This is a genomic window from Burkholderia sp. AU31624, from assembly GCF_020420065.1.
Taxonomy (GTDB): domain Bacteria; phylum Pseudomonadota; class Gammaproteobacteria; order Burkholderiales; family Burkholderiaceae; genus Burkholderia.
Genome location: NZ_JAIZRT010000007.1, coordinates 117,292 through 144,060, shown reverse-complemented (window position 1 = coordinate 144,060; position 26,769 = coordinate 117,292). Strand labels below are relative to the sequence as shown.

The window sequence follows — 26,769 nt, the reverse complement described above, 5'->3', positions numbered from 1 at the left end:
AGCCTGGTACGCATTCTGTCGCACGTCGGTCGGTCTTGATAATTGGCTTCGCCATTGAATGATCTTCAATGACGACAAGGAGATGGGGGCCGCTGGTTGCCCGGGGTCCCGGTTTCGTCGCATGCCAGCGGATTCACGAGACACGATGTCACCGCGACGCCATGTGTGCACGTCTTCGGCAAAGTCGCGAACGGCATTCATGGCGCGGCCGGCGCAATGGGCGCATGCGCACGGGCCGCGCGGGGCGCCCGATCCTACAGCCCCTGCGGCGCATCGCGCAGCACGGCGCGCAGCGCGGTATCGAACGGCGTCGCGTGGTCGATCCCGGCGGCGCGCACGCGCGATGCGTCCAGATGGCAGTCATAGGGGCGCGGTGTCGCGTCGGTCGGCTGATCGATCCGCTTGAGCGCGGCGTCGATGCCGAGCGCGGCCGCGATCCGCTGCGCGATGTCGTACTTCGTCATCGGCTCCTCGCCCGACCAGTGGCGGAGGCCCGTGATCGACGCACCCGCGAGATGGCGCAGCGTGAGGTCGCGGATGACGTCCGCGACATCCGGCGTATACGTCGGGTACCGGATCGCCCATGCGTCCATGCCGACCGCATCGGCGCCCGGCCGAGCGGAAGCGACGATCGCCGGCACGAGGCTCGTGACGGCCGATTCGCTCCAGTCGACGATCGGGCCGAAGAGCAGCGGCAGGCGCAACACACACGACAGCGGCGACGCGGCGAGCAGGGCCGCCTCGCCTTCGAGCTTCGTGCGGCCGTAGATGTTCAGCGGGTTCGGTGCGGCGTCCTCGCGGTACGGCGCCGCCTTGCCGTCGAACACGTAGTCGGTGGAGATGCCGAGCGTCCATGCGCCGTGGCGCGCAGCGAGCGCGCCGATGCGGGCCGGGGCCGTGACGTTGATCGCCCGCGCGCCGGCAGGGTCGCGTTCGCAGACATCCGGGCGGCGCTCGGCCGCGCAGATGATCACGGCGGCCGGTTGGCGGACGGCGAAGAGGTGTTCGAGGGCTGGCTCGTCGAGGACGTCGAGTTCGGCGAGGTTTTCCGGGGGCAGCGCCAGGCGTTTGGCGCCGGCGCCTTGCGGGTTCCGGATGGTCGCGACGAGGTTCAGCGACGATTCGCGGGCCAGGGATGCGGCAACCGCGCGGCCGAGGAGGCCGGCGGCGCCGATGAGGAGGACGGTCGGGAGGTCAGTCGACGAGGTCGGATTTGGCATGGGCGGTCATTCGGGTGACTGGGAAGTGCACGAGGTCGCGTTCGACGCTCGAGTTCGGGTCGCGGGGAGCATAGCCGAGTATGACAGCCGCTACATCGTGATGGCAGATCGGCACCCCCGCGACGGGCGCGCGTCACGTGCATCACGTGCGCCGCGGTCGGCGGCCGGCGCTCGGCACGGCGCCCCCGTCCACCGGGATGACGCCCGTCCTGCCGACGACGTCGACACGCCGCGCGGCCGCCCGCGCGCGGGCAATCCGCGGCGGCGCCACCTCACGAACCTCGCCCAAAAGCAAAGCCCGGTGCGCTTGCACGCACCGGGCCGTCACCTCTGCGGAAAACCGCGCCCCGCGTTACTTCCGGTCGAGCGAATACCGCCCCGGCCCGGTCAGTGCGAGCAACAGCAGCCCGCCGATGATGCTCACGTTCTTGTAGAAGTTGATCATCGCCATGTATTGCTCCATCCCCTGCAGCGCCCAGTAGCGATGGCCGATCAGCGCGGTCGCGAGCGTATAGGCGGCGAACACGAGTGCGAGCGGACGCGTATAGAAGCCGATCGCGATCAGCAGGCCACCGGCCAGCTCGACCGCCACCGCGATCGCGGCCGCCAGCTCGGGCGCCGGGTTCCCGGTCGACGCCATGTACGCGACCGTGCCCGAGAAGCCGCTCAGCTTCTGCCAGCCGAACAGCACGAACAGGATCATCAACAGCACGCGAGCGGCCAGCAGCAGCTCGTCCTTCTTCGACTCCAGTGAAACGTAACGCATGACAATCACCCTTGAATTGACGGTTTGATGCGTCCGGTGCCGATACGCGCCCAATCGGCGCGCCAGGTCGGCAACGAACCACTCCTCGCACCATCGGACAGCAGGCCGGTTGGCCCGCCGCCGAAGAATCCGCCTGGTCACGCCGTTCCCGGCGCGCTCCGGATCGGTTCTGGCGAAGCACGGATGCAGTCTACTGTCTCCCCGTGAATCATCAATCCGTCAAAACAAGATTCGCTGTCACAATCAAGTGGACAATCGAGCGGACAATCGAGCGGAACAAGAGCGTGACGCAGCAGCCATGAATCCGATCGGATGAATCTGCGCTTATGTTTGAAGGACATGAAAACCGCCCATTCATATCCGGCCTCCCTATCCAGTCGGTATTGAAGCGCCGATTCGTGCTCACGGGGCACATCGAAATATCGCAATCGCGATTCGACGATACGTTATGTGTAAAAACCTGCCATCAGTGAATTAATTTACAAACTCGACTTTCTTTCCAATCGACGAAGGCCCCTGTTCCGGGACAAAGGCGTCTGGCCTGGCAATGCGCATGAGCAAACGAAAACGTTTCGCGGGCAAGGCGGGTTGATGTCATCCGCGGAGGATGCCGCCCCGTGGGCAAGGGTTTTCAGCCTGACAGCTGCCAGGACGAACACTTTCCGCGCACTGTCGATCGAGCCGGTGTTTAGCCGAGCAAGCGAAAAAACCGATCAAACATTCATGCTCCTGGCAAGTTCTCAATTCCAGTAAAACCCCTCAATAAATACACTAAAAATAGTGCGTCGTTAACGGCAAAAAATCGCAAACCTTTAATCCCCACTCCACCACCGCATTTCCATCCACACTTTTCCCAACAATCATTACAAAAAATTACTAATTAATACAGATTTAAATATACGATAGCGCACGTCCTTACGTTTTCCCGACACTCCCGTGACGCCCGGAACGCGTCGCTCCGGACACGGCCCGCACGCGCATCGCCGCAGGCCGCCGACAGCCGCTCGTCACGGGATCGCTTTTCAACCGGAGACCACCCATGGCAACGAACATGCCTGTGAACAGCAGCGCGAATACGAACAGCCTGTTGCAACAGGCGGCGCAATCGATCATCAACGGCTCGACCGGCAATGGGTCGATGGATGTCGGCTTGCTCGTCACGACGCTGGTGAACGCGAAGACGGCCGGCCGGGCCGCGGCGCTCGCCGCGTCGCAGCAGACCGGCACCACGCAGATTTCCGCATTCGGCGCGCTGTCGTCCGCGCTAGGGGCGCTCGAGACGGGCCTCGCCACGCTGGCGAACGGCGCGCTGCAGTCGACGTTCACCGCGGTCACGAGCGGCAAGGGCCTGACCGCGACGCCGAGTGCAGGCGCGGTTGCCGGCACCTACACGATCGGCGTCACGCAGATCGCGACCGCGCAGTCGCTGGCTTCGTCGGGCGTCGACGGGAAGAAGGCGCTCGGCACCGGCACCCTGACGCTGTCGCTCGGCAACCAGTCGTTCAAAGTCGACGTCAACGGCACGAACAACACGCTGTCAGGCATCGCGGCCGCGATCAACTCCGCCTCGAACAACCCGGGGATCAGCGCGACGGTCATCAACGGCACCGACGGCGCGCACCTCGTGCTCGCGTCGTCGAAGACGGGCTCCGCGAGCACGATCAGCGTCGCGGTCGGCAACGTGGCCAACGACAACGGGCTGTCGAACCTCGGCGTCACGTCGACGGCCGACCCGACGGGCGGCCCGTCGAAGATCGACTCGGCGAACAGCGCGGCCGCATGGCGGCAAAGCGCCGTCGCGCAGGACGCGAAGTTCACGGTCAGCGGCATCGCGTCGACCAGCGCGAGCAACACGGTGACGGGCGTGCTGAACGGCGTCACGCTGAACTTGTCGGCGGCCGCGGTCAGCGCAACCGATACGCAGACGCTGACGATCAGCCCCGACACGAAGTCGCAGGCGGCCACGATCACGAATTTCGTGAACCAGTACAACGCCGTCGTCAAGACGATGGGCGCGCTGTCGAGCTACACGCCAGGGGCGAGTGCGCAGGGCGCGCTGATCGGCGATTCGACGCTGCACACGATCCGCAACGCCCTCGCGTCGACCATCGCGCGCGGCGTTCCCAACAAGAACGGCGACGGGCACACGAACCTGGCGGCGATCGGCGTCTCGCTCGAGAAGGATGGCACGCTGAGGGCCGACAGCGCGAAGCTCGACAGTGCGCTGAACAACAACCCGTCGGGGGTCGCGCACCTGTTCAACGCGACGAACGGGGTCGGCAAGCAACTGACCGACCAGATCGCGACCTTCACGAAGCGGGGCGGAATGATCGACCTGCGCACGAACGCGCTGGGCGCCGACCTGAAGCGCGTCACGCAGCAACAGACGAATCTGGCCGACTACGCCGCGCAACTGACCAAGCAGTACCAGGCGCAGTTCACGGCACTCAACGCGCTGATGGCCAAGATGAACTCGAACACGCAGTACCTGACGCGACTGTTCGGCGGGGCCAACAGCAACGGCACGCTGGCGAACAAGTGAAGAGCGTCCGGGCCGATTGACGATCATCGCGGCGCGAGCCGGTCAATGGATCGACCGGCTCGCGCCGCCGCGCACGGTGTTCCGCGTGGAAGCCTCACTCACTCACGTACGCCCGGCAGTGCGCGAGCATGCGCTGCGTCCGGTTCCCCGTCTCGCACCGTCAACCCCGGACGGCCGCGCGCGCACGATTACGCGGCGATCCTTCGCCGGAAATGCTCGGTCCCGGCCACGATCTTGTCGAGCACCGCATCGAGCGCCCAGAACCGCTCACGCACGTCGTAGTCGATCACGCGGCAGCGGATCGACGCGAAGGTGCCGATTCGCTGGTGATAGAGCTTCGCGAGCGCCGGGTACCCCAGCGCTTCCGACACCGCCGACACGACGAGGAACGTCGACAGCTCGTCGGCCAGCGCCGGATTCGACGCCCCTTGCATGCGCAACCATCGGTACAGATCCGGATGGAAGTTGGTGAACACGCCATTGAAGCCGGCGGACCCCGCCTGCATCGCGTCCCACGCAATCGCGGCGTTCGCGTTGAGGATCTTCAGCGGCGAGCCCTCGGCGAGCGCGACGCGCCGCTTCACCGTCTCCAGGTCGCAGCTCACGTCCTTGAGCATCACGAAGCGGCCCGTGTCGATGCACGCACGCAGTTCGTCATCCGACAGCAGCCGCCGGTAAGGCGCCGGGCACTCGTACAGCCCGAGCGGCAGATCCGACGGCAAGCGCGCGAGCAGCCGGTGCAGATGGTCGAGCAGCGCGGCGCTGCCCTTGCGCTGCGGATCGAGGCGATTGGTCACGAGCACGACGCCCTGCGCGCCCGATTCGGCCGCCGCGCGCAGTTCCTCGGCCTGCGCGTCGAGATCGTCGCTGATGTGCCCGGACGCGACGACCGGCACGCGCCCGGCCACCCGCTCGACCACGAAGCGCGCGAGTGCCGCGCGTTCGGCCAGGCTCAGGAACTGCATCTCGCTCGACTGCGCGACCGCGAACAACGCATCGGCGCCGTGCGCCAGATACCATTCGATGAGCCGCTCGAGCCCGGCGTAGTCGATCGCGCCGGCGTCGTCGAACGGCGTCAGCATCACCGGGACGATGCCCTCGATGGTCACGTTCGATTGCTGCGGGTGTTGCATCTGTTTCTCCTTGCTTCAGTGAATGCGTGGCACATGCCGCGTGCTCAGGCCGGCAACGGCCCGGGCGCGGCGTTCGCGGCCTGCTCGGGAATCGGCTTGCGCACCAGCAGCAGGTACGCCATCGCGCCCGCGAACGCGATCGCCGCGGCCGCCAGCAGCGCCGGCACGAACGACCACTTCTGCGCAATGATGCCGGTCAGGATCGGCGCGAGCGCGCCGCCGATGAAACCGCCGAAATTCTGGATCGCGCCGAGCGACGCAATGCGGCTCGGCGGCGCGGCTGCCGTCGCGAGCGCCCACGAGCAGGCCGACGCCGCGTTGGCGAGAAAGATCACGACCGAAATGCAGGCGAGCGCCACCGTGTTGCTCTGCGCGAGCGCGGCGGGAATCGTGAACGCGACCATCCCGAGCATCGCGACCACCACCGCATTGCGCCGGCTCACGACCGGCGAACGGCTGCGGCGCGTGACCAGGTCCGACAGCCAGCCCGCCAGCAGCGAGCCGACGAACCCGCACAGGAACGGCACCGACGCGGCGAAGCCGGTGCGGATCAGGCTCATGTGCCGCTCCATCGTCAGGTAGCCCGGCAGCCAGGTGAGGTACACCCAGTTCAGGTACACGGAACCGAAATAGCCGATCAGCATCCCCCAGGTCGTGCCGTGCGAGAACAGGCCGCGCCATTCGGCGAACGTCAGTTTCGGCGTCGCGACCGTGCTTTGCGCGTCGGCGTCGAGGTAATTGCGCTCGGTGGCAGTCAGTTGCGCGCGCACCGGATCGCGATACAGCGCGAACCAGACGACGGCGACGACGAGACCGGCTGCGCCCGTCGCGATGAACGCCCAGCGCCAGTCCAATGACGCGACGAGGATCGACAGCAGCAACGGCGCGAGCGCGGTGCCGAGCGGCGAAGCGGCGTTGAAGATGCCGGTCGGCGTGCCGCGTGCGCGCAGCGGAAACCAGTTGCTCACCACCCGCGCGGCCGACGGGAACTGCGGCGCCTCGCCGATGCCGAGCACGATGCGCGCGACGATGAACCAGCCAAAGGTCGACACGATACCGCCCGCCGCTTGCGCGATCGACCACACGATCAGGCCGATCCCGAGCAGCCGGCGCGGCCCGATGCGGTCGACCAGCCCGCCGACCGGGAACTGGCACAGCGCGTAGCTCCACGAGAAGGCCGACAGCAGCAGCCCCATCTGCGCGAGCGACAGGCCGAGATCGCCGCGAATCGCCGAGCTTGCAACGGCCAGCGTGCCGCGATCGAGGTAGTTGACGATGCCGCTCACCATCAACAGCGCGAGCGCGATGCGTTGCCCGCGCCGGATACGCGGCGGGGCGGGCGGAACGGTTGGGGTTTCGTTCATTGCGGTTGTCTCCATGTCAGTGATATCGGCCGGTTCCGGCCTGTCCGTCTGATGCGGAATTCAAGGTTCCAGGCATGCCACTTCGTCGCGCGTCGGAATCGAGGTCTGCGCGCCGTGGCGCGTCACGCTGATCGCGGCGGCGCGCTGGCCGAAGCCGATCGCGTCGTCCATCGACGCGCCGCCCGCGCGAGCGGCCGCGAACCCGCCGACGAAGGTGTCGCCGGCCGCGGTCGTGTCGACGGCGACCACCGACATCGCCCGCAGGCGGCCGTTGCCTGCACCGCCACGCCAGCACACGCCGCGCGCGCCGAGCGTGACCAGCACGTTGCCCACGCCCTTCGCGCACAGCGCATCGGCGGCGCGCACGGCGGACGCATCGTCGCCGACGGCGATGCCGGTCAGCGACTCGGCTTCGGTTTCGTTGACGACGAGGTAGTCGACCCGTGCGAGCAGCGCGTCGAACAGCCGCTGCGCGGGCGCGGGATTGAGCAGCACCGGCGTGTGGTGCGCGGAGGCACAGGCGATGGCGCGCGCGACGGTAGCGACCGGCACTTCGAGCTGGCTCACGAGCATCGCCGCCCCGGCGATCGCGTCGCGCGCCGCGTCGATCCGGTCGGCATCGAGGCGCGCATTCGCGCCGGGCACGACGACGATGCTGTTCGCGCCGCCCGCGTCGACCGTGATCGTGGCCACCCCGGTCGCGGTGCCGCCGATCCGGTCCAGGTGCGTCACGTCGATGCCCTCTACCGACAGCGCGTCGTGCAGGCGCGCGCCGAACGCGTCGTCGCCGACGCAGCCGATCATCGCGACCGACGCGCCCAGGCGCGCGGCCGCGACCGCCTGGTTCGCGCCCTTGCCGCCATGGACGGTCTGGAAATCGGTGCCGAGCAGCGTCTCGCCCGGCACCGGCAGGCGCGGCGCCCGTGTGACGAGGTCGATGTTCACGCTGCCGACGACGGCGATGCGCGGGGAAGGGGTGTCTCTCATTTCGGAATGTAACCGCTTACATTTGCGACGGACAAAAAGGCCGGAATGGCCGTCGTCGATGAAAATTTCACGATCTGGATAGAATATGCGTTTGACATAATATGGAAGCACGTCAAGATAGCGCTTACATTCTCACAGGGTCGAGCGAGAATGCAAGCGGCGCCACCACGAATCGAGGGTAAACATTGACGCATTTGACAACTTGTAGCGCTGCCATCGCCGCTACGCCTGGAGACAGCCGATGAGCTCGCCCCCGTCCCGCGCCGGCGCGCCCCGCGCGCGCCGCGGCAGCGGCCGCTCGGTGCTCGGCGATGTCGCGAAGCTGGCCGGCGTGTCGACCGCGACCGTTTCGCGCGTGTACAACGATCCCGGCAAGGTGTCGGCCGACGTGCAGCAGCGCGTGCGCGACGCGGCGCGCGCGCTGAACTGGATCCCGAATGCGGCGGGCCGTGCGCTCGCGTCCACGCGCACCCACATCACGGGCGCGATCATTCCGACGCTCGACGACCAGGTGTTCGCCTCGCAGGTCGCGGGCATGCAGACGGTCATGGCCGAGCACGGCATCACGCTGTTCCTCGGCTGCTCGAACTACGATCCCGCGCAGGCGCTGGACCAGGTGCGCGCGATGCTGTCGCGCGGCGTGGAAGCCGTGTCGCTCGTCGGCGAAGCGTATCCGCCGGAACTGTTCGAACTGCTGGCGATGCACCGCGTGCCGTACGTCGTCACCTATGCGTATCGCGACGACAGCCCGCACTGCTGCATCGGCTTCGACAACCGCGCGGCGTTCGCGCGGCTCACTACCCACCTGCTCGACCTCGGCCACCGCGATTTCGCGATCATCATGCAGCCGTCCGCCGACAACGACCGTGTGCAAGCGCGCCTGCGCGGCATTCACGACACGCTGGCCGCGCGCGGGCTCGCGGTGCGCCCCGTCCATCAGCACGAAGGCGCGGCCACGATCGCGTTCGGGCGGGCGAGCCTGCGCGCGATCGCCGACAGCGACGCGGCCACGCGGCCGACGGCCGTGATCTGCGGCAACGACGCGCTCGCGCTGGGCGCGTTGCTCGAGGCGCAGGCGCTCGGCATCGACGTGCCCGCGCAATTGTCGATCACCGGCTTCGACGACATCGCGCTCGCGCGCGAGATCCAGCCGCCGCTGACGACGATGTGGGTCGACACCCACGCGATCGGGCGCCAGGCCGCGCAGGCGTTGCTCGACGCACTCGAGAACGGTGCAACGGGGCCGGGTCATGCGGTGCTGCCGGAGTTGCGCATGCGGGAATCGGCTGCGGCGCCGGCGCAGGTTCGGGCAGGACGTAAAAAATGACGATGCGCCGGGCGGCTTCGACTGCCCGGCCCGCCTGTCACTGCATCACGTCGACCGGCAGCGTCTTGTCGAGATGGTCGTGCCACGCCTGGATGGTCTTCGGCACGTTTTTCTTCCACGCCGGCACGTTCGTGTAATAGCGCATCCGGACGTCGTTCTTCGCGTCGAACACGAGCAGGCCGATCCACAGGTCATTCCCGCGGCGCATCACGATCGCGGCATTCGTCGTCGCGATGCCGCGCACCCAGTACGCATTCACGTGCGCGTTCAGCCCGTCGAGATCCTTCTCGTCGGCGCTGTAGTTGACGTTGTCGACGAGCGTCTGATAATCGGCGCCGAGCAGCTTGTGCGCGGTCGCGTTCTGCGTCGCGTCGTCGACGACCTTGAGGCTCAGCAGGTCGGCCGCCGGTTTGGCCTGGAACTGCGACGCGGTCACGTACTGGCCGTCGTAGGAGACGCCCGAGCCCGCACCGCAGTCAAAATCCGCGCCGTGTTGCGTGACGCCGATGCGCCCGCCCTTCCGTTCGAAATCGAGCCGGCATTTGTCCTTGCGGTAGGTGCCGCTGTCGCCGTGCAGCACGATGTCGCCGTCGAGCCCGCCCGTATTCGCGCCGTTGTTGCCGCCCAGCTCGAAATGCAGGCGCGGCGCCGTGCCGGTGAACGTCAGCACGCCGCCGAACGACGGGTTGTCGCTCGTCATGTACCACGTCTGCTGCCAGCGGTCGGCGGCCAGCGGCTTGCCGTTCAGGCTCGCGAGCCGTTCGCGGTAGCGATCGCCGAGGCACTGCGCGTCGCCGCCGCACCGGTCGCGCTGCTTGAGCCACTTCAGTTGCGCGGCTTTCAGCGCGGCCGTATCGCCGCCTTTTCCGAGCGCCTGCTTCCATGCCGTCGTCAGGTCGCCATCGAGCTTCGACAGCGCAGCATCCGCGCAGATCGCCTTCTCGGTGGGCGAGGCGGCTTTCGCGCAGTCGAAGCCTGCGGCATGCGCGGTGAGCGGCAGCAGTGCCAGCAACGCGGCGGCCGCGACGGATCGCAGGTGCGTGTGCCGCACGGCACGGGCGGAAATCGCGGTTTGCCCGCGCGCATTCTTTTGGTTCTGGAGGGTCATCGGCTTGATCGTCGCTGGATCGCGCGCCTGTAGAAGCTACCTGCACGCGGCATTCGAGGTAAAAACGCCCGGCCCGGCATGCGGCGCATGCCGTTGCTCGCCGAAGCCTAACCCGAATGCGCGGCGCCGATCAATCGACGTTAGATGTCAGCGCAACCGTCGACGTAGCCGCGCTACATTGCACGATGCCGTCGCGCAACGCGGCTTCCACGGCGGCATCGATGAAGCCGATGAACACCATCACGCCGTCTCCTTCGTGCGCGGCCAGCCCTTCGTCTTCCATCGACGAAAACCGGATGCGCCGCGCGGCGACCTGGCACACGCGCGTGGCGACCGCGCCCTGCGCATCGGCCACGCGCACGATGCCCTTCGCGCGCAGGATCGTGCGCGGCAATGCCTTCAACCATGTACGCAGCCGCGCCTTGTCGAGCACGGCCGGCGCGGCGACGGTGACGCTCGCGAACGCCGGCATCGCGTCATGTCCGATCACCCGGTGTGAACGCGCGAAACCCGCCGGCATCGCACCACGATCGGGCACGGCCGCGTCGAACAGCAACGCGAGCGGAATCTCGCCATGGCGCGCGGCGACGACGATGTCGGTCGGCGCACACGCGCGCACGTCGTCGAGCACCGCGTCGCGCCGTTCCGGCGCAACGCGGTCGAGCTTGGTCACGACGATCGCGCCCGCGCCGTCGAGCTGGCGCTGCGCCATCGCGCCGACGAGCGGATCGGCGAGCGTGTCGCGCCACGCGAGCGCATCGGCGACGACGAGCACCGACGTCAGCCGGAACGCACCGTTCAGCAGCCCGATCTGCGCGATCTTCGCGGGATCGGCCACGCCGCTCGCTTCGACGAGCAGCAGGTCGGGCCGCACGTCGCGCGTCGCGACGCGTGTCAGCGCATCGACGAGCGCACCGCCGATCGTGCAGCAAATGCAGCCGTTGTCGAGTTCGATCACGTCGTCGCCGCGCGCCCGCACGAGGCGCGCATCGATGTTCACCGCGCCGAAATCGTTGACGAGCACCGCGATGCGCCGGCCATGCGGCGCCTGCAGGATCGCGTTGACGACCGTCGTCTTGCCCGCGCCGAGATAGCCGCCGATCACCGCGAGGTCGATCGGCGCGAGTGCGGCCGCAGCTGGCAGGACGGCGTCGGTCTGCGTGCTCATCGCGGCGACCGGAACACGCGCCCGCCGAGCACGGTGCCCCACACGGCGAGTTCCTTCAGGCGTGCGGGCGTGCAGACCGACGGATCGTCATCGAGCACCGCGAAATCCGCGAACTTGCCGATCTCGATGCTGCCGACGAGATGATCCATCTGCAATGTATAAGCCGCGCCGAGCGTGATCGCATGCAGTGCATCGTCGACTGAAATCCGCTCGCCTTCCCCGAGCACGCGCCCGGACGCCGTCTCGCGCTGCACCGCGCACCATGCGGTGAACAGCGGATTGAGCGGCGTGATCGGCGCGTCCGAATGCAAGGCGAACGGAATGCCGAGCCGCTGCGCGGAGCCGGCCGCATCCATCCGGTTCGCGCGATCGGGGCCGATGGTCTGGCCGTAATGCGCGTCCCCCCAGTAGTACAGATGATTCGCGAAGAAGTTCACGCACATCCCGAGCGCGCGTACGCGCTTCAACTGCGCGGCGTCCGCCATCTGGCAGTGCTGCAGCGTATGGCGATGATCGGGGCGCGGATGGCGCGCGAGCAGCGTCGCCATCGCGTCGAGCACGACGTCGGTCGCTTCGTCGCCGTTGGTATGCACGTGCAGTTGCAGCCCCGCGCGATGAAACGGCTCGAACACGTCGACGAGCTGGGCGGGCGGAATCAGCCACAACCCGTTCGGCTGGCCGCCCGCGTAACCGGGCCAACGCACGCGCGCGGTGAAGCCCTGGATCGAGCCGTCGACGATGAACTTCACGGGCCCGAAATGCAGCTTGTCGGTATTGCGCTCGATCTCCGCCAGCACACTGTCGGCCGAGCGCGCCGGATTGCGCTGCGGCGCGAACGCCGGCACGATTCGCACCGGATAATCCGGATCGGCGGTGACCTCGCGCAGCGTGCGGTTGCCATCGGCCGACAGGTCGTTGACGAGATCGGTGGCCGTCGTCACGCCCGCCAGCTGCGCGACGCGCCCGAAATTCCAGACGGCGTGCGGCTTCTCGCTCGCGGAAATCGCGAGCTTGCCGCCGATCGTCTGATACACCGGCAGCATCGCCGCGAACTCCTGCAGCTCGCCGGTCGGGCGGCCGTCGGCATCGCGCGTCACGCCGTCGATGTCGGTGTCCTCGTCGATGCCGGCGCGCGCGAGCATCGCACCGTTCACGTTCATCAGGTGCACGCTCGCATGCAGGATCGCGATCGGCCGCTGCGCCGACACGCGGTCGAGTTCGTGCGCGGTCAGCCGCGCGGTGCCGAAGAAGATCGGATCGAAGCCCCACGCGAGCAGCGGCCCGTCGTCGGTCATCGCGCGCTCGGCTTCGCCGAGCCGGTCGAGCACCGCGTCGAGCGAGCGCAGCCCCGGCCACAGCGTGCCGTCGGGGCCGCGCCGGTCGTAGTAGCCGACGTACACGGCGTCCCACATCGCGCCTTCCATCAGGTGGCAATGCCCTTCGACGAGCCCCGGCATCAGCACCTTGTCGCGCAGCGTGTCGTCGGTCGCGCACGCGCCGAACCGCGCGTGCCACGTGGCGGCGGCGGCGGCGTCGCCGACCGCGAGGATGCGGCCGTCGCGCACGGCGACGTGCGTGGCCGACGGCTGCGCCGGGTTCATCGTCAGGATGCGGCGCGCCGTAAACACCGTCACGGGCGCGGCAGGGGTTGCGGATGCTGGCATGGGATGCGGTTCTCCTTGCGGTGGAACGCCGATGCGTCAGGATACGGCGTATTGCTTCACGGGACGGCCATGCAGCATCACATGCACGGCCGCGACGACGAGCACGTTGACGACGAGGCACACGAGGCCGAGGTTGATGCCGCCGAAGTCGACATGGAGCACGTAGAAGATCATCGCGAGCACCTGGCCGCAGATCATCCCGGCCCCGACCGCGACCGGCCGCACCCGGCGCCCCGCGAGCAGGATCAGCACGCCCGGCAGAAACTGCGTGACGCCGTAGTACGTGGTGTTGATCAGCGTGAGCATCAGGTTCGGCGCGAACATCGTGGTCGCGATCGACAGCAGCAGGTAGCCGACGATCACGTATTTCGCCGCACGCTTCTGGCGCGACTCGGGCAGGTTCGGCATCAGGTTGCGCGTGACGATCGGCCCGATCGCGAGGCAGATGCCGGCCAGCACGAGCAGCCCCGACAGCGCGGCGCCGGCCGCGACGAGGCCGATCAGCCAGCCGGGCAGCAGGTGCGTGACGGCGGCGAAGAACGCGTCGTTCGGCGACGCGAGCGTCAGGTTCGCGGTGATCGCGTAGTACGACGCGATCACGAGGAACGGATACATCAGCATGTACAACGGCATCACGACCTGCGTGCGCCGGATCGCATCCGGCCCGCGCGCGGTGAAGAAATTCTGCGCGGCGAACGGCATCAGGTAGAAGCCGAGCGACTGGAACAGCATCGTGCTCATCGAGAAGCGCAGCTGCGATCCGCTCATCGTGTTGCTGACCTGCCGGCTCGCGGCGTCGAACACCGGATGCACGCCGCCCACCTGCCACGCGACGGCCACGCCCGTCACGACGATCGCGAGCAGCATCAGGATGTCCTTCAGGATCGCGATGTACGCCGACGCGCGCACGCCGGAGATCGCGATATAGGTGAACGCGAGCGCCGCGCACACGAGGATCAGGTACAGCGGCTCGACGTGCCAGCCGAGCCCCTTGAGCGCCGCGACGAGCCCGGTGAACTGCAGCTGCCCCCACGGGATCAGGAACAGGATCGATGCGCACGCAACGACCAGCTCGAGCCCGCGGCTGCGGTAGTGGCCCTTGAACAGGTCGGGCAGCGTGATCGCGTTGTGGCGCTTGCCGGCCTCCCAGATCTTCGGGCCGACGAAATAGCCGATCGGGTAGGCGAGCAGGATGTAGCCGAGGAACCATACGCCGTAGGTCGGCCCTTTCGCGTAGATGCCGCCGGGGAAGCCGACCATCGTGCCGATGCTGTAGATCTCGCCGGCGGTCAGGAAGAACACGAGCGCCGTGCCGAACTGGCGCGACGCGACGAAGAAGTCATGCACGCTCTGCTTGCCGCGGCCGCGGCCGGATCGAATGGCGAGATAGAGCGACAGCGCGATCAGCGCGGCGAAGACGACCGTGGACATGCGCACCTCTGCGAAGGAAAGGAATGCGTTGGGTTCGCCGGAAAGCGCGGGCGGCCGGCGGTCCGCAGGAAGCGGATGCGTGCGCTAGGCGGCGCCGCTCGCGCGGCGGTCGAACAGCATCCAGCACGCGAACAGGCAGCCGGACGTCAGCACGAACCACGCGAAGATCCACATGAAGATGAACGGCACGCCCAGCACGTAGCGGTCCTGCGCGGCTGCCCACGGCAGCACGCCGATCACGCCGAGATACGGAATACCGATGCCGATCAGGTACCTGAGCATGCGTGTCTCCTCGAAAGCGGGTTCGTACGGAAGGGGCGTACGCGGGGGCGGCGGATGTCGCCGGTACGACATCCGGGCTCGAATCCAGTATTCGAAGACAAAAAGGCGCGGGATAGTGCCAGACGCGGGCAATCGCTTGGGCCAGTGACCCACTGCCCGGCGCGGCCCGGTGTAGCTCTGTGTTGCCCGGTCAACGCGGCAACGATCGAAGCGACAACCCGACTGCGCTCCGTCGCGGCCAGCGCCCACCGGACATGACCCGGGCCGGCGTCAGCCGCCAAACGGCATCAGCTCGTAACTCGTGCTCCTGCCGCCGGACGACGAGCGGCGCAGCACACCGTGCTCGACGAGCTCCGTGATGTCCCGCAGCGCGGTGTCTTGCGAACACTTCGCCAGCGCCGCCCACTTGGTGGACGTGAGCTTCCCCTCGAAGCCGTCGAGCAGGCGATTCATGACCTTCACCTGGCGTTCGTTCATCGCGAAGCCCGCACAGCGCTGCCAGAAGCGCGCCTTGACCAGCACCGCGTCGAGCGTCGTGTGCGCGTGGTCGATGGCCCCGCCGAGCGCGGTCAGGAACCACGCGAGCCATTCCGTGACGTCGAGCGAGCCGCGCTGCGTCCGCTCCAGCACGTCGTAATACGCGTTGCGCTCGCGCTGGATTTGCGCCGACAGGCTGTAGAAGCGCTGCGGACTGCGGTCGGCGCGCGCGAGGACCAGATCCCCGAGCGCACGCGCGATCCGGCCGTTGCCGTCGTCGAACGGATGGAGCGTGACGAACCACAGGTGGGCCAGGCCGGCGCGGATCAGCAACGGCTCGACCGGCGCGGCATTGAGCCATGCGAGAAAGCGCGCGATCTCGCCGGCGAGGCGCGCGGCGGGCGGCGCCTCGAAATGCACGCGCTGCCGGCCGATCGGCCCGGACACGACCTGCATCGGCCCGGTGGCGTCGGTGCGCCAGCCGCCGACCGTGATCCGCGACATCCCCGAATAGCCGGTCGGAAACAGCGCCGCATGCCACCCGAACAGACGGGCGTCCGTGACCGGTGCCGCCGCGTGGGCGGTCGCGTCCAGCACCATGTCGACCACGCCCTCGACGTGACGATCGACCGGCGCCAGCGCGCCGATGTCGACCCCGAGCCGGCGCGCGATCGACGACCGCACCGATGCGACGTTCAGGCTTTCGCCCTCGATCGCGCTGGTCTTGACGACGTCCTCCGTCAACGCGGCGAGGCTGGCCTCGTCGCGCAGCGCCAGGCCGACATCCGCCAGCCGGCCGGCCAGCATGCCTTGCGCACGGCTGACGTCGGCGAGTGGCGTCGCCAGTGCAGGGAGGTCGAAGCGCCACGCGGGCCAGTCGGCCGACTCCCAGATGTAGGTGTAATCTCCGCTCATGATGCGGAGATTATCCCACCGATTCACCGCATGACTCAATATTCTCCGCAAATCATGCGGAGAATAGCACCCCCATTCCCCGCAAACCGGCCCGCTACCGTGCCCGCTACCGTGCCCGCTACCGCGCCCGGCCCGCCCCGCCCTTCGCGGCCGGCGCCGCGTCGCCGAGCCGTTCCGCGAGAAACCCGATGAACGTGCGCAGCGTGACGAACCCTTCCCGATGCTGCGGAAACACCGCATTGAGCGTGATCGGCGACGGCGCGTACGCGTCGAGCACCGGCACGAGCGCGCCGCTGTCGAGCGCCCCGCCGACGATGAAATCCGGCAGCAGCGCGATGCCGAGCCCCGCGATCGCCGCGTCGCGCACCACCTCGCCGTTGTTCGCGACCAGCGGCCCCTGCACGTCGAACGTGCGCGCCGCGCCGTCGACGCGGAATTCCCAGCCGATGCGCCGCTCGCGCCCGTACAGTACGCACGTATGGCCGGCGAGATCGGCCGGCGTCTGCGGCGTGCCCTGCCGCTTCAGGTAGGCGGGGCTCGCGCACGCGATCATCCGCCACGCGCCGAGCGGGCGCGCGATCAGCGTCGAATCCTCGAGCGAGCCGATCCGCAGCACGAGATCGAAGCCCTCGCCGATCAGGTCGACGCGCCGGTCGGTCAGGTCGAGGTTCAGCCGCACGGCCGGGTGCGCGGACAGGAATTCGGCGATCAGCGGCGACACGTGCGTGATCCCGAACGACAGCGGCGCGCTGATTTTCAGCGACCCGTGCAGCTCGGTGCTGCGCACCGACATCGCCTGCTCGGCGTCGGCGATCTCCGCGAGGATCCGCTGCGCGCGCGCATAGAACTCCTGCCCCGATTCGGTCACCGCGAGGTTGCGCGTGTTCCGGTGCAACAGCCGCACGCCGAGCGACGCCTCCAGCGCCATCGTGCGCCGGCTGACGAATTGCTTGGACAGCATCAGCTGGTCGGCCGCCGCCGTGAAGCTGCCCGCATCGACCGTCGCGACGAAGATCCTGAGATCGTTGATTTCCATATTGTCCACTCCATAGCGACAGTCATTATCGCTACAGCCATTTATTTGTCAAATCGATTGACCTAAGATTCATCTCAACGAACGGCCGGGCCCACTTCCGAGGTCCGGCGTCTTGAGGAACAAAAATCATGATCGAAATCCGTGCAGCAAACCAACGTGGCCGTGCGGAGCATGGCTGGCTCAGCTCCCGTCATACGTTTTCGTTCGCGAATTACTACGATCCGAAGCAAGTCGGCTTCTCCGACCTGCTGGTGATCAACGACGACCGCGTCGCCCCGGGCCGCGGCTTCGGCACGCACCCGCACCGCGACATGGAAATCCTGTCGTACGTGCTCGACGGCGCGCTGGAACACAAGGACTCGATGGGCACCGGTTCGGTGATCGTGCCGGGCGACGTGCAGCTGATGAGCGCCGGCACCGGCGTGCGCCACAGCGAGTTCAACCACTCGCCGGAACTGCCGGTCCACTTCCTGCAGATCTGGGTCGGGCCGGCCGAAAAGGGTGCCGAGCCGCGTTATCAGCAGACGAACGTCACGGCCGACGACAAGCGGGGCAAGCTCGCGCTCGTCGTCTCGCCGAACGGCGACGCCGGTTCGCTGAAGATCCGGCAGGACACGCGGATCTACGCGGGCCTGTTCGACGGCGATGAACGCGCGACGCTGGAACTGGCGCCGAACCGCTTTGCTTACGTGCACGTGGCACGCGGCAGCGTGACGGTCAACGGCGTGACGCTCGGCGAAGGCGACGGCGTGCGCATCCGCGACGAACAGGCGCTGACGTTCGCCGACGGGAAGGATGCCGAAGTGCTGGTGTTCGACCTGCGTCCGGTCGAAGTGACGGCCGAATGGGCATGACGCCCGTTCGGGAAACCGGGCCCCGCTGAACGCGGGGCCCTTTTAATCGGAGATTCGCAACATGGCCAAGGTACTCGTTCTTTACTACTCGTCCTACGGGCACGTCGAAACGATGGCGCAGCACATCGCGGAAGGCGCGAAATCGGTGGCCGGCGTCGAGGTCACGCTCAAGCGCGTGCCGGAAACGATTCCCGTCGACCAGGCCCGCGCGATCGGCGTGAAGGTCGACCAGGCCGCGCCGGTCGCGACGGTGGACGAACTCGCCGACTACGATGCGATCATCTTCGGCACGCCGACCCGCTTCGGCAACATGGCCGGCCAGATGCGCACGTTCCTCGACCAGACCGGCGGCCTGTGGATGAAGGGCGCGCTCGTCGGCAAGATCGGCAGCGTGTTCGCGTCGACCGGCACGCAGCACGGCGGCCAGGAAACGACGATCACGTCGTTCCACACGACGCTGCTGCACCATGGGATGGTGATCGTCGGTGTGCCGTACGCCTGCAGTGGCCTCGTCAACATGAACGAAATCACCGGCGGCACGCCGTACGGCGCGACCACGCTCGCGGGCGCGGACGGCAGCCGCCAGCCGAGCGCGAACGAGCTCGACATCGCGCGCTACCAGGGCAAGCACGTCGCGGAAATCGCGAGCAAGCTCGCGTCGTAACGCGGCGGCCCGGCGGTTCGGGCCGCCCCGCACATACGCGAACGGCGCCGGTCGATCCGGCGCCGTTCGCGCTGTGCCCGGGTTGCGGCCGTTACTGGCCCGATGCCGGGGCGGCCGGCGCCGCCTTCGTCGCGGGCGCCTTCTGTGCGGCGTTCTGCGGATAGTTGCTCTGGTCGTTGGTCAACCGGTAGCCGCTGCCCGTGCCGATCGCCTTCAGGTCCGACGCATGCCGCGCCCGGGCGGCCTTGCGGGCCGCCTTCTTCTGCGCCTTGTCGAGCTGCTTCTGCGTCGGCGCGGACGCCGGATCCTGCGCGTATGCCGCCGGCGCGGCGGTCAACAGCAGACCGAACGACGCCGTTACTGCCACTGCCACCGATACCACGCGAGACTGCTTCATGGCCGGATCTCCTTGTCGATTGTTGATAATGGGTCGAACACCGGCGCGCACGCGACCGCTTGCGACATCGGCGCCGTTGCAACGTTAGCCGATCAGTATTCCGTTGTCCGTGTGCGTTCCTGAATTCTCCTGATAACGGCCACGATACATGCGCACCGCGAGAGCCGCCGTTTCGGCGCCGCGCCGGCGCCATCAGGGAAACCGATAACCCGGCCCGGCCAGCGCTCAGATCCAGCGCGACAGCACCGGCAGCAGGATCGGCACGACGAAGGCGGTCAGCACGCCGTTCAGCCCCATCCCGAGCCCGGCGAACGCGCCGGCTTCCTCGCCGACCTGGAACGCGCGCGCGGTGCCGATCCCGTGCGACGCGACGCCGAGCGCGAAGCCGCGCACGGCCGGTTCGTCGACCCGCAGTGCATTGAGGATCCCGCGTGCGCACACCGCCCCGAAAATCCCGGTCGAGATCACGAGCACGGCGGTCAGCGACGGAATCCCGCCGATTTCGGCCGCGACGGCCATCGCGATCGGCGTCGTCGCCGATTTCGGCGCCAGCGACGCGATCGTCTGGTGCGACGCGCCGAACAGCGCCGCGATGCCCACCGCCGACACGATCGCGGTCAGCGAACCCGCGAGCAGGCCGACCAGCAGCGGCACCGCGGCGCGGCGCAGCTTCGACCACTGGCGGTACAGCGGCAGCGCGAGCGCGACGGTCGCGGGGCCGAGCAGGAAGTGGACGAACTGCGCGCCTTCGAAATACGTCGGATACGGCGTGCGGGTGATCGTCAGCAGCACGACGATCAGCGCGACCGCGATCAGCACCGGGTTCGCGAGCGGGTTGAAGCGCGCCCGCGCATAGACGGCCTGCGCGAACAGATAGGCGATCAGCGTGATGGTCAAGCCCAGCAGCGGGGTCGCGGCGAGATAGACCCAGATCGCGCCGAGTGTCGGGAAGGCCGTCATCGCGTGCCCTCCGCCGCGCCGCCCGCGCGCCGCTGGCGCCGCAGCAGCGCACGCGTGACGAGCGCGGTCACGGCGATCGCGAGCGTGGTGCTCACCGCCAGCGCGACGACGACCGCGACCGCATCGCCGCGCACGCGGTCGGCCGACACCATGATGCCGACGCCGGCCGGCACGAACAGCAGCGACAGGTGGCGCAGCAGCTCGAGCGCGGTCGGCTCGATCGCGTCGGCCACCTGCGGGCGCAGCATCACGAAGCCGAACAGCAGCAGCATGCCGATCACGGGGCCCGGCACCGGCAGGCCGAACAGGTAGGACACGCCTTCCCCGAGACACTGGAAGGTCAGCAAGACCGCGAACGCCTGCAGCATGAACCGCTTCTCCCGAACGGGGCCGCGCTGCCGGACGGCCGCGCGACCGATGGCCGGCGGCTTGCGGCGCCGGCGTGAACGATACGCGCGATCCTACCAACTTCACGCGCGATCGAACATCGCCGCGTGCGGCTGCGGGACGACACCACCGGCTGCTGCACGGTGTGCGGCCTCCCGCCGCCACGCATCATCCCGGCACCGGTTCGGCCGGCATCGCCCTGCCCGGCTCGTGCGCGTGGCGGGATACGCCGGCCACGGGCAGCGTGAGCGTCACGGTCGTGCCCTGCCACGGGGCGCTGCGCACGTGGATCTCGCCGCGGTGCCGGTCCACGACCGCCTTCGCGAACGCCATGCCAAGCCCGACACCCTTCGTGTCGGGCTGTCCCGGCAGACGAAAGCGCCGGTAACGCTCGAACAGGCGCGCCTGATCCTCGGCCGCGATCCCGTAGCCGTCGTCGCGAATCACGCAGCATACCGAAGCACCGTCGTCCGCCAGTTCGACGCTGCACGCGATGCGGGTATGCGCCGCGCTGTAGTCGACCGCGTTCCCCAGCAGATTGACCAGCGCACGCGACAGCAGCGCCGGATCGCCGCGCACGAGCGCGTCGTCGCTCCACGGGACGTCGTCGATCGCGATGTGCTTGTCCCGCGCACGCGGCCAGATTTCGTCGCGTGCCTGATTCATCAGGTCGGCCACGTTGACGAGTTCCGACGCGTACTCGCCCGCCTCCGCCCGCGACACCTGCGCGAAACCGTCCGCCATCGCCAGCGTATGACGCGCCAGCCCGCCGATCTCGTGAAGACGCTCGCGCAGCGCGCAGTCGGGCGGGCAGGCGGCAGGCGCGTTCACGAGCACGATGACCGACGTGAGCGGCGCACGCATGTCGTGCGAGAACAGCGTCAGCATGTCGTTGCGCTGCCGCTCGAGCAGCGTGCGATGAACGTAGGCGCCGCGCAGCGCGTCCAGTGCATCGTTCACGTGCGCGATCTCGGGGCTCGTGCCCGGAATCCGGACGATCGGCGACACGTCGCCCTCGCTCAACGCGACGATGCGCCGGCTCAGCGCATCCAGCGGTTTCGACAGCGTCCGCTGCGTGCCGCGCACGAGCAGGAACAGGATCGCGATGCAACACGCCGCCTCGGCGCCGGACAGCGTCATCCGGACGCGCGCCGCATCGCGCAGCGCCACCGCGCGCGCCCGCGTGAGGTCGAGCACGTGGTCGCGCAGCTGCGCCGATGCGTCGAGATCGCGCATGATCCGCGACGCGAAATCCTCCGCGTTCATCGCATAGGTGCCCGTGCGCCCTGCGCGAAGCGTCGTGGCCACGAGCGGCAGGAAGCTGCCGTCCATCGTGTCGTTCAACCGGGCCAGGTCATTCGACAGCATCGCGTCGTCGAGCAGCGGCGCGATCGCGCCGGCGATCAGTGCGCGGAGCTGCACGATGCGCCCGCGCATCTGGAGGATGCGCGCCAGCCGATCATTGTCGAGCGCCTCGTTCCTCACCAGCGGCGCGACGAACAGCGCGCCGAGCCGGCCGGTGTATTCACGCAGGTCGCCCAGCAGGCGCGCGAGGACCAGCGCGCCGGCCGTGTCCGGATGACGCATCGCCGTGCCCGCCATCACGCCGCTGGTCAGCGCCGCCAGATCGTCGGCGGCCGCGAACATGCGGTCCTGCGCAGCCTGCACCTGCCACGTCGCACGCGCCGCCGCGGGCCGCGCGGCGAGCGCATCGACTTCGCCGCGCGCGCCGGCCAGCCCGGCGCGTATCGACTCGAGCGTGTGCAGCGCGGCCCCGCGCTCGGATGCACCGAGCGCCGCCGCCCGCGTGAGGTCGTCTCGCAGCGCATCGAGCGCCTGATCCGTGTGCGCGCGCGCATCGCGCACGGCCTGCGCTTGCGCGGCCGAATCGCGCCGCCGCAGCGCCAGCAGCCGGTTGGCCGGCCAGCGTTCGGCCGAGATCCGGTTCGACGCGATCATCACGCACTCGATCAACGCGAAATCGCGCAGGTCGAGCATTCCCCGCCGATACTGCCGATAGCTTTCCCACAGATTCGTGCCGCACGCGACTGCCGTCAGCATCACGACGAGCACGAAGCCGGCACGCATCCGCTGCCGGATGGAGAGACCGCGGAGGTTCACGATGCCGGCTCGATGCGCACAGGATGCGCGCAGCCTTCGCCATCGGGCGAACGCGCCGCCCCGGCCGACGCGAGGCGCCGACCAGCGTGATTCGCCGCGGACCGCGTGGGCCCTGCCGCGGCCGCCCTCGCCCCGCTAGATCGCACACCATTCTCCCGATGAATCGTCCACGGCGCTCCCGCTGCCGCGACGGGACGCGACGGCGACCTGTGCGTCGTGCCGTCGCGCATGACGCGTGCCGGGCGCCACGCGCGGCGACGTCCCGACCGCGCGCTTGCCGGCACGCGCCGGCAGCCGGCAGGCGACGCACACGGGATGCCTGCGCAGCGCGTGGCGGTAGGTGATGAACGCCGCGCCGCAATCCCGGCATCGGGCGATGTCGAGCACGCCGGCATCGACGAAGCGCACCAGCATCCAGGCGCGTGTCAGGTCCAGCGGCAACGCGCAAGACGCGGCATCGCCCTGTTCGGCATACAGCGTATAGGCCTTGACGAGCGCCTCGAGTCGCGTGCAGCCCGCCTGGTTGCGCAGGAAGCGATAGATGCTGTGGAACAGCGATGCATGAAGGTTCGCGAACCACGTCATGTACCAGTCGATCGACGACGGCAGCAACCCCTTCGGCGCGGCCACGCCGCGCACTTCGCGATACAGGCGCACGAGCCGGTCGCGCGGCAATCCGCACTCGATCTCCAGCATCTGCAGCCGCGCGCCGAGCCGGATCAGCGCCGCCGCGTGCATCGTCAGTTGCGCGTCGTCCGCGAGGCCATGCCGCCCTTCCCGGCCGTTCACGATGTTTCCTCGTCGGGTAGCGCAAGGCCGGCCAGCACCATCGCGGTATGCACGCGCACGAGATCGACCGGCGGCGTCGCGCGGGTCAGTGCCGACAGCACACCGTACCGGCCCGGCCGCAATGCGCAGATCAACTGCCCCGCCGACGCGAGCTCGTTCATGTGCTTCATCGACAGCGCGGCCAGCGCGGCGGCGACATCGGCGGTCACACCCAGGCGAAACATGCCGGTTGCGCGATCCGACTGCAGCAGTCGCTGCGCAAGCCAGAGATACGACATGTTCAGTTCCCACATTGCATCGCTGTCGTTGGCAACCTTCATCGTTCACCTCGATTCATGCGCGATCAGGATCAATGATTCATCGTCAAAATGCGTGCCGATAATCCGGTTATTACGAACCGTTATTTTTTTGTGTTCGACGTGAATAACAGAAATTCACCGCCGCCAAACGGCGCACATTGCGTGCGTGCAGCCCGCCGTCAATCAATCCTGTAGCGGCCGCCTGCTACGTCGCCCACATCGCCGCGATGCCGGCGACGCATCGAATGGCGTGCCTGCATTCACCTGCATTGCGAACTGTCGTGATTGAGTCTCGGCGATATTCCGCTGAATGTAAATGCGACGTTAGACGCAAGACAGATGCAGGACAAAAGCGACTTTAGTATTAAGACTTTCGTCTTGTACAATCCGGTTCGTTCGTGTCGGCCCGACTCCGGATTCACTTATTCAAGCGTCCTCATGAAAATTCTGATCGTCGACGATCACGCGATCCTGCGGGATGGCGTGGAGATGCTGCTGCGCCAGGGTGACGACGACACGGTCGTCGTCCAGGCGAGCAGCGCCGATGATGCGGTGCGGCTGCTCGACGATCACACCGACCTCGACGCCATCGTGCTCGACCTGAAGCTGCAGGGCATGGACGGCCTCGACGCGCTCGCCGTCTTCGCGACGATGCGCCCGGGGCTCCCGGTCATCGTGCTGTCGTCGTCCGAGGATCCCGGCGCCGTGCGCAGCGCGTTCGCGCAGGGCGCGATGGGTTACGTGCCGAAGTCCGCCAGCCCGCGCACGTTGCTGTCCGCGATCCGGATCGCCCTCAATGGCGAACGCTACGTACCGCCGCTCGTGCTCGACGACCCCGCGCTGCAGCATCAGGACGGCGCCGCTGCAGCACGCGGTTCGATGCTGACGCAACGACAGGTCGAAGTACTGCGCTATCTCGCGGAAGGCGTACCGAACAAGGTCATCGCCGACAAGCTGGGCCTGTCCGAAAAGACCATCAAGGCGCACATCACCGCGATCTTCAAGGCGCTGAACGTCATCAATCGCACCCAGGCAGCGGCAGCCGGCAGGAAGGCCGGCCTCATCTGATCCGACGCCGGCTTGCGTCACGACATTGCCATGCCGGCGCGGAACGCCTAAATTTTCCTCATTGTCTCCGCCCGTTCGAGGAGCGTGCGCATGACGCCTGTCGACGAGCCGCCCGACGCGCCGGCCGACCATGAAGTCCCGTTCGACCTCGCCGCCGACGTGATCGCGCGCTGGCAGCGTCTCGTCGACCTGATGGCGGAAATCGTCGGCGTGCCGGCCGGGCTGATCATGCGCAACGTCGGCCGCGACATCCAGGTGCTGGTGGCGAGCCGCAACACCGGCAATCCGTTCTATCCGGGCGAATCGGCCGAACTGCACGGCTCGGGGCTTTACTGCGAAGCGGTCATCGCGAGCGGCGATACGCTGGTCGTGCCGGATGCGCGGCAATCCGCGCAGTGGCGCAACAATCCGGACCTGCGCGTCAACATGGTCTCGTATCTCGGCCTGCCGATCCGCTGGCCCGACAATACGCCGTTCGGCACGATCTGCCTGCTCGACTGCAAGGAGAATGCGTATTCGGAACGCTACATCCGGCTCGTCGAGGAATTCCGCGACCAGATCGAGATGCAGTTGCAACTGATCCGCGCGCAGCGGATCGCCGAACGCGAACGCCAGCGCGCCGCGCAGCTGGCCGAGAATTTCCGCCGGCAAAAGGATCTCGCGACGGAGGCCGTGCACGTCAAGTCGAGCTTTCTCGCGGCCGCGAGCCACGACCTGCGCCAGCCCGTCCACGCGTTGAGCCTGTTCGTCGGCGCGTTGCGGCACGTGCCGATGCCGGCCGACGGCACGCTGCTCGTCGATCGCATCGACCAGTCCGTCAACGCGATGGACGCGCTGTTCACCGCGATCCTCGACATCTCGCGGCTCGATGCGGGCGTCGTGCCCGTCCATCGCCGGCCGTTCGCGATCGGCGCGGTGCTGGAGCGCGTGTGCCGCGAAGTCGCCGCCGACGCGCACGGGAAAGGCTTGTCGCTGTCGTACGTGCGCAGCAACGCAGTGGTCGATTCCGATCCGGTGCTGATCGAGCGCATCGCGCGCAACCTGCTGTCGAATGCGGTGCGCTATACCGACACCGGACGCATCGTCGTCGGCTGCCGGCGCACACGCCAGCACGTTCGCCTGCAATTCATCGACACCGGGCGCGGCATTCCGGCTGACCAGCAGGCGCGCGTATTCGACGACTACTACCAGTTGCGCCGTCGCGGCGACGAGCCCGAACGGGGCGTCGGCCTCGGGCTGGCGATCGTGCGGCGCCTCGCGGGGCTGCTCGACTGTCCGCTGACGCTGCGCTCCGAACCCGGGCGAGGCTCATGCTTCGAACTGCAGCTGGTGCGGCTGGACACGGCCGTGCTGCCGGGCGCCGCCGCCGACGAGATCGCCGTCGACGAGGCGACGGCCGCCGCGCACCTCGTGGTCGTGATCGACGACGAAAGCGCGATCCGCGCCGGCATGTCGATGCTGCTCGAGCGCTGGGGCTACCAGGTCGTCACGGCCGCGTCGGTCGATGACGCGATCGCGTGCCTGGCATCGTGCGAGGTCCGGCCGACCCTGCTGATCTGCGACCTGCACCTGCACGGCGACCAGAACGGCATCGCTGCGATCGCGCGCATTCGCGACGAGTACAACACGGCAATTCCGGCGATGCTGATCACGGGCGACACGACCGCGCGGCGGCCCGGCCGGCTGAAGCACGGCGGGTTCGTGCTGCTGCACAAGCCGGTGCCGAGCGACAAGCTGCGCGCGGCGATGGCACGCCTGCTGCATGCGCAGGCCCCCGGGCAGCAGCGCCGGGCCGACGCGGGATAGTCGG

Annotated in this window: 24 protein-coding genes; 6 read left to right on the top strand and 18 right to left on the bottom strand. The window is 68.1% G+C overall.

The features are described from left to right. Positions 1-254 precede the first annotated feature (254 nt). Both LGM89_RS25210 and LGM89_RS25205 read right to left on the bottom strand, forming a co-directional pair. Positions 255-1,220: a dTDP-4-dehydrorhamnose reductase family protein gene (locus LGM89_RS25210; RefSeq protein WP_089498956.1), complete on the bottom strand. Its 966-nt coding sequence runs from the start codon at positions 1,218-1,220 to the stop codon at positions 255-257. A 352-nt stretch (positions 1,221-1,572) separates the two neighbouring features. Then, entirely contained in the window at positions 1,573-1,986 is a 414-nt protein-coding gene (locus LGM89_RS25205) for a DoxX family protein (protein ID WP_089429970.1), read from the bottom strand. Positions 1,987-3,025: 1,039 nt separating this feature from the next. On the opposite strand from LGM89_RS25205, the gene fliD reads away from it, so the two are divergent. Continuing rightward, the gene (gene fliD / locus LGM89_RS25200; RefSeq protein WP_089498957.1) at positions 3,026-4,528 is read left to right on the top strand and encodes a flagellar filament capping protein FliD; all 1,503 of its coding nucleotides are present in this window, start codon (positions 3,026-3,028) and stop codon (positions 4,526-4,528) included. A gap of 188 nt (positions 4,529-4,716) precedes the next feature. Here the strand turns inward: fliD and LGM89_RS25195 are convergent, their stop codons facing one another. From LGM89_RS25195 to rbsK, 3 genes are read right to left on the bottom strand one after another with little or no spacing between them, the layout of a single operon-like run. After that, complete coding sequence (locus LGM89_RS25195) at positions 4,717-5,661, bottom strand: dihydrodipicolinate synthase family protein (protein ID WP_226274294.1); 945 nt, start codon at positions 5,659-5,661, stop codon at positions 4,717-4,719. 44 nt (positions 5,662-5,705) lie between these two features. Next, positions 5,706-7,025, bottom strand: coding sequence for an MFS transporter (locus LGM89_RS25190; protein WP_226274293.1), 1,320 nt, complete (start codon positions 7,023-7,025; stop codon positions 5,706-5,708). 60 nt (positions 7,026-7,085) lie between these two features. Beyond that, on the bottom strand, positions 7,086-8,012 hold the full coding sequence (rbsK, locus tag LGM89_RS25185) for a ribokinase (protein ID WP_226274292.1): 927 nt from the start codon (positions 8,010-8,012) through the stop codon (positions 7,086-7,088). A 241-nt stretch (positions 8,013-8,253) separates the two neighbouring features. On the opposite strand from rbsK, the gene LGM89_RS25180 reads away from it, so the two are divergent. After that, positions 8,254-9,339, top strand: a complete 1,086-nt coding sequence (locus LGM89_RS25180) for a LacI family DNA-binding transcriptional regulator (protein WP_089498961.1) — start codon at positions 8,254-8,256, stop codon at positions 9,337-9,339. Between the two features lie 37 nt (positions 9,340-9,376). Here the strand turns inward: LGM89_RS25180 and LGM89_RS25175 are convergent, their stop codons facing one another. From LGM89_RS25175 to LGM89_RS25145, 7 genes are all read right to left on the bottom strand, one after another. Then, positions 9,377-10,447 carry a lysozyme inhibitor LprI family protein gene (locus tag LGM89_RS25175; protein ID WP_226274291.1) on the bottom strand — a complete coding sequence of 357 codons (1,071 nt, stop codon included), beginning with the start codon at positions 10,445-10,447 and terminating at the stop codon, positions 9,377-9,379. A gap of 130 nt (positions 10,448-10,577) precedes the next feature. Continuing rightward, complete coding sequence (locus LGM89_RS25170) at positions 10,578-11,615, bottom strand: CobW family GTP-binding protein (protein ID WP_226274290.1); 1,038 nt, start codon at positions 11,613-11,615, stop codon at positions 10,578-10,580. After that, on the bottom strand, positions 11,612-13,279 hold the full coding sequence (locus LGM89_RS25165; protein WP_226274289.1) for an amidohydrolase: 1,668 nt from the start codon (positions 13,277-13,279) through the stop codon (positions 11,612-11,614). The genes LGM89_RS25170 and LGM89_RS25165 overlap by 4 nt, the downstream gene beginning before the upstream one ends. A 36-nt stretch (positions 13,280-13,315) precedes the next feature. Further along, a complete protein-coding gene (locus LGM89_RS25160; RefSeq protein WP_226274288.1) occupies positions 13,316-14,710 on the bottom strand; it encodes a sodium:solute symporter family protein in 1,395 nt (464 codons plus the stop codon). An 84-nt stretch (positions 14,711-14,794) separates the two neighbouring features. Then, positions 14,795-14,992, bottom strand: a complete 198-nt coding sequence (locus LGM89_RS25155; RefSeq protein WP_085040323.1) for a DUF3311 domain-containing protein — start codon at positions 14,990-14,992, stop codon at positions 14,795-14,797. Between the two features lie 270 nt (positions 14,993-15,262). Further along, entirely contained in the window at positions 15,263-16,384 is a 1,122-nt protein-coding gene (locus LGM89_RS25150; RefSeq protein ID WP_226274287.1) for a Fic family protein, read from the bottom strand. 118 nt (positions 16,385-16,502) lie between these two features. Beyond that, positions 16,503-17,420 carry a LysR family transcriptional regulator gene (locus LGM89_RS25145; RefSeq protein ID WP_089444528.1) on the bottom strand — a complete coding sequence of 306 codons (918 nt, stop codon included), beginning with the start codon at positions 17,418-17,420 and terminating at the stop codon, positions 16,503-16,505. 128 nt (positions 17,421-17,548) lie between these two features. Here LGM89_RS25145 and LGM89_RS25140 point away from each other — a divergent pair, with 128 nt between their 5' ends. Together LGM89_RS25140 and wrbA are read left to right on the top strand one after the other, a co-directional pair. Then, a complete protein-coding gene (locus LGM89_RS25140; protein WP_089444529.1) occupies positions 17,549-18,274 on the top strand; it encodes a pirin family protein in 726 nt (241 codons plus the stop codon). A 61-nt stretch (positions 18,275-18,335) separates the two neighbouring features. Next, on the top strand, positions 18,336-18,938 hold the full coding sequence (wrbA, locus tag LGM89_RS25135) for an NAD(P)H:quinone oxidoreductase (RefSeq protein ID WP_039355294.1): 603 nt from the start codon (positions 18,336-18,338) through the stop codon (positions 18,936-18,938). A 91-nt stretch (positions 18,939-19,029) separates the two neighbouring features. Here the strand turns inward: wrbA and LGM89_RS25130 are convergent, their stop codons facing one another. The 6 genes from LGM89_RS25130 to LGM89_RS25105 all read right to left on the bottom strand — a co-directional run bounded on the left by LGM89_RS25130 (position 19,030) and on the right by LGM89_RS25105 (position 23,912). Continuing rightward, positions 19,030-19,335, bottom strand: a complete 306-nt coding sequence (locus LGM89_RS25130) for a hypothetical protein (protein ID WP_069249854.1) — start codon at positions 19,333-19,335, stop codon at positions 19,030-19,032. A 225-nt stretch (positions 19,336-19,560) separates the two neighbouring features. Further along, positions 19,561-20,295: an LrgB family protein gene (locus tag LGM89_RS25125; protein ID WP_089498967.1), complete on the bottom strand. Its 735-nt coding sequence runs from the start codon at positions 20,293-20,295 to the stop codon at positions 19,561-19,563. Further along, positions 20,292-20,663: a CidA/LrgA family protein gene (locus tag LGM89_RS25120; RefSeq protein WP_089429982.1), complete on the bottom strand. Its 372-nt coding sequence runs from the start codon at positions 20,661-20,663 to the stop codon at positions 20,292-20,294. The genes LGM89_RS25125 and LGM89_RS25120 overlap by 4 nt, the downstream gene beginning before the upstream one ends. A gap of 187 nt (positions 20,664-20,850) precedes the next feature. Further along, positions 20,851-22,803 carry a sensor histidine kinase gene (locus tag LGM89_RS25115; RefSeq protein WP_226274286.1) on the bottom strand — a complete coding sequence of 651 codons (1,953 nt, stop codon included), beginning with the start codon at positions 22,801-22,803 and terminating at the stop codon, positions 20,851-20,853. Positions 22,804-22,938: 135 nt separating this feature from the next. Continuing rightward, positions 22,939-23,592: a FlhC family transcriptional regulator gene (locus LGM89_RS25110; protein WP_226274285.1), complete on the bottom strand. Its 654-nt coding sequence runs from the start codon at positions 23,590-23,592 to the stop codon at positions 22,939-22,941. Then, complete coding sequence (locus LGM89_RS25105) at positions 23,589-23,912, bottom strand: flagellar transcriptional regulator FlhD (protein ID WP_039355302.1); 324 nt, start codon at positions 23,910-23,912, stop codon at positions 23,589-23,591. Before LGM89_RS25105 ends, LGM89_RS25110 begins: the two co-directional genes overlap by 4 nt. A gap of 417 nt (positions 23,913-24,329) precedes the next feature. On the opposite strand from LGM89_RS25105, the gene LGM89_RS25100 reads away from it, so the two are divergent. Further along, the gene (locus LGM89_RS25100) at positions 24,330-24,959 is read left to right on the top strand and encodes a response regulator (RefSeq protein ID WP_039355304.1); all 630 of its coding nucleotides are present in this window, start codon (positions 24,330-24,332) and stop codon (positions 24,957-24,959) included. Between the two features lie 90 nt (positions 24,960-25,049). Next, positions 25,050-26,765, top strand: a complete 1,716-nt coding sequence (locus LGM89_RS25095) for an ATP-binding protein (protein WP_226274284.1) — start codon at positions 25,050-25,052, stop codon at positions 26,763-26,765. Positions 26,766-26,769: the final 4 nt, after the last annotated feature.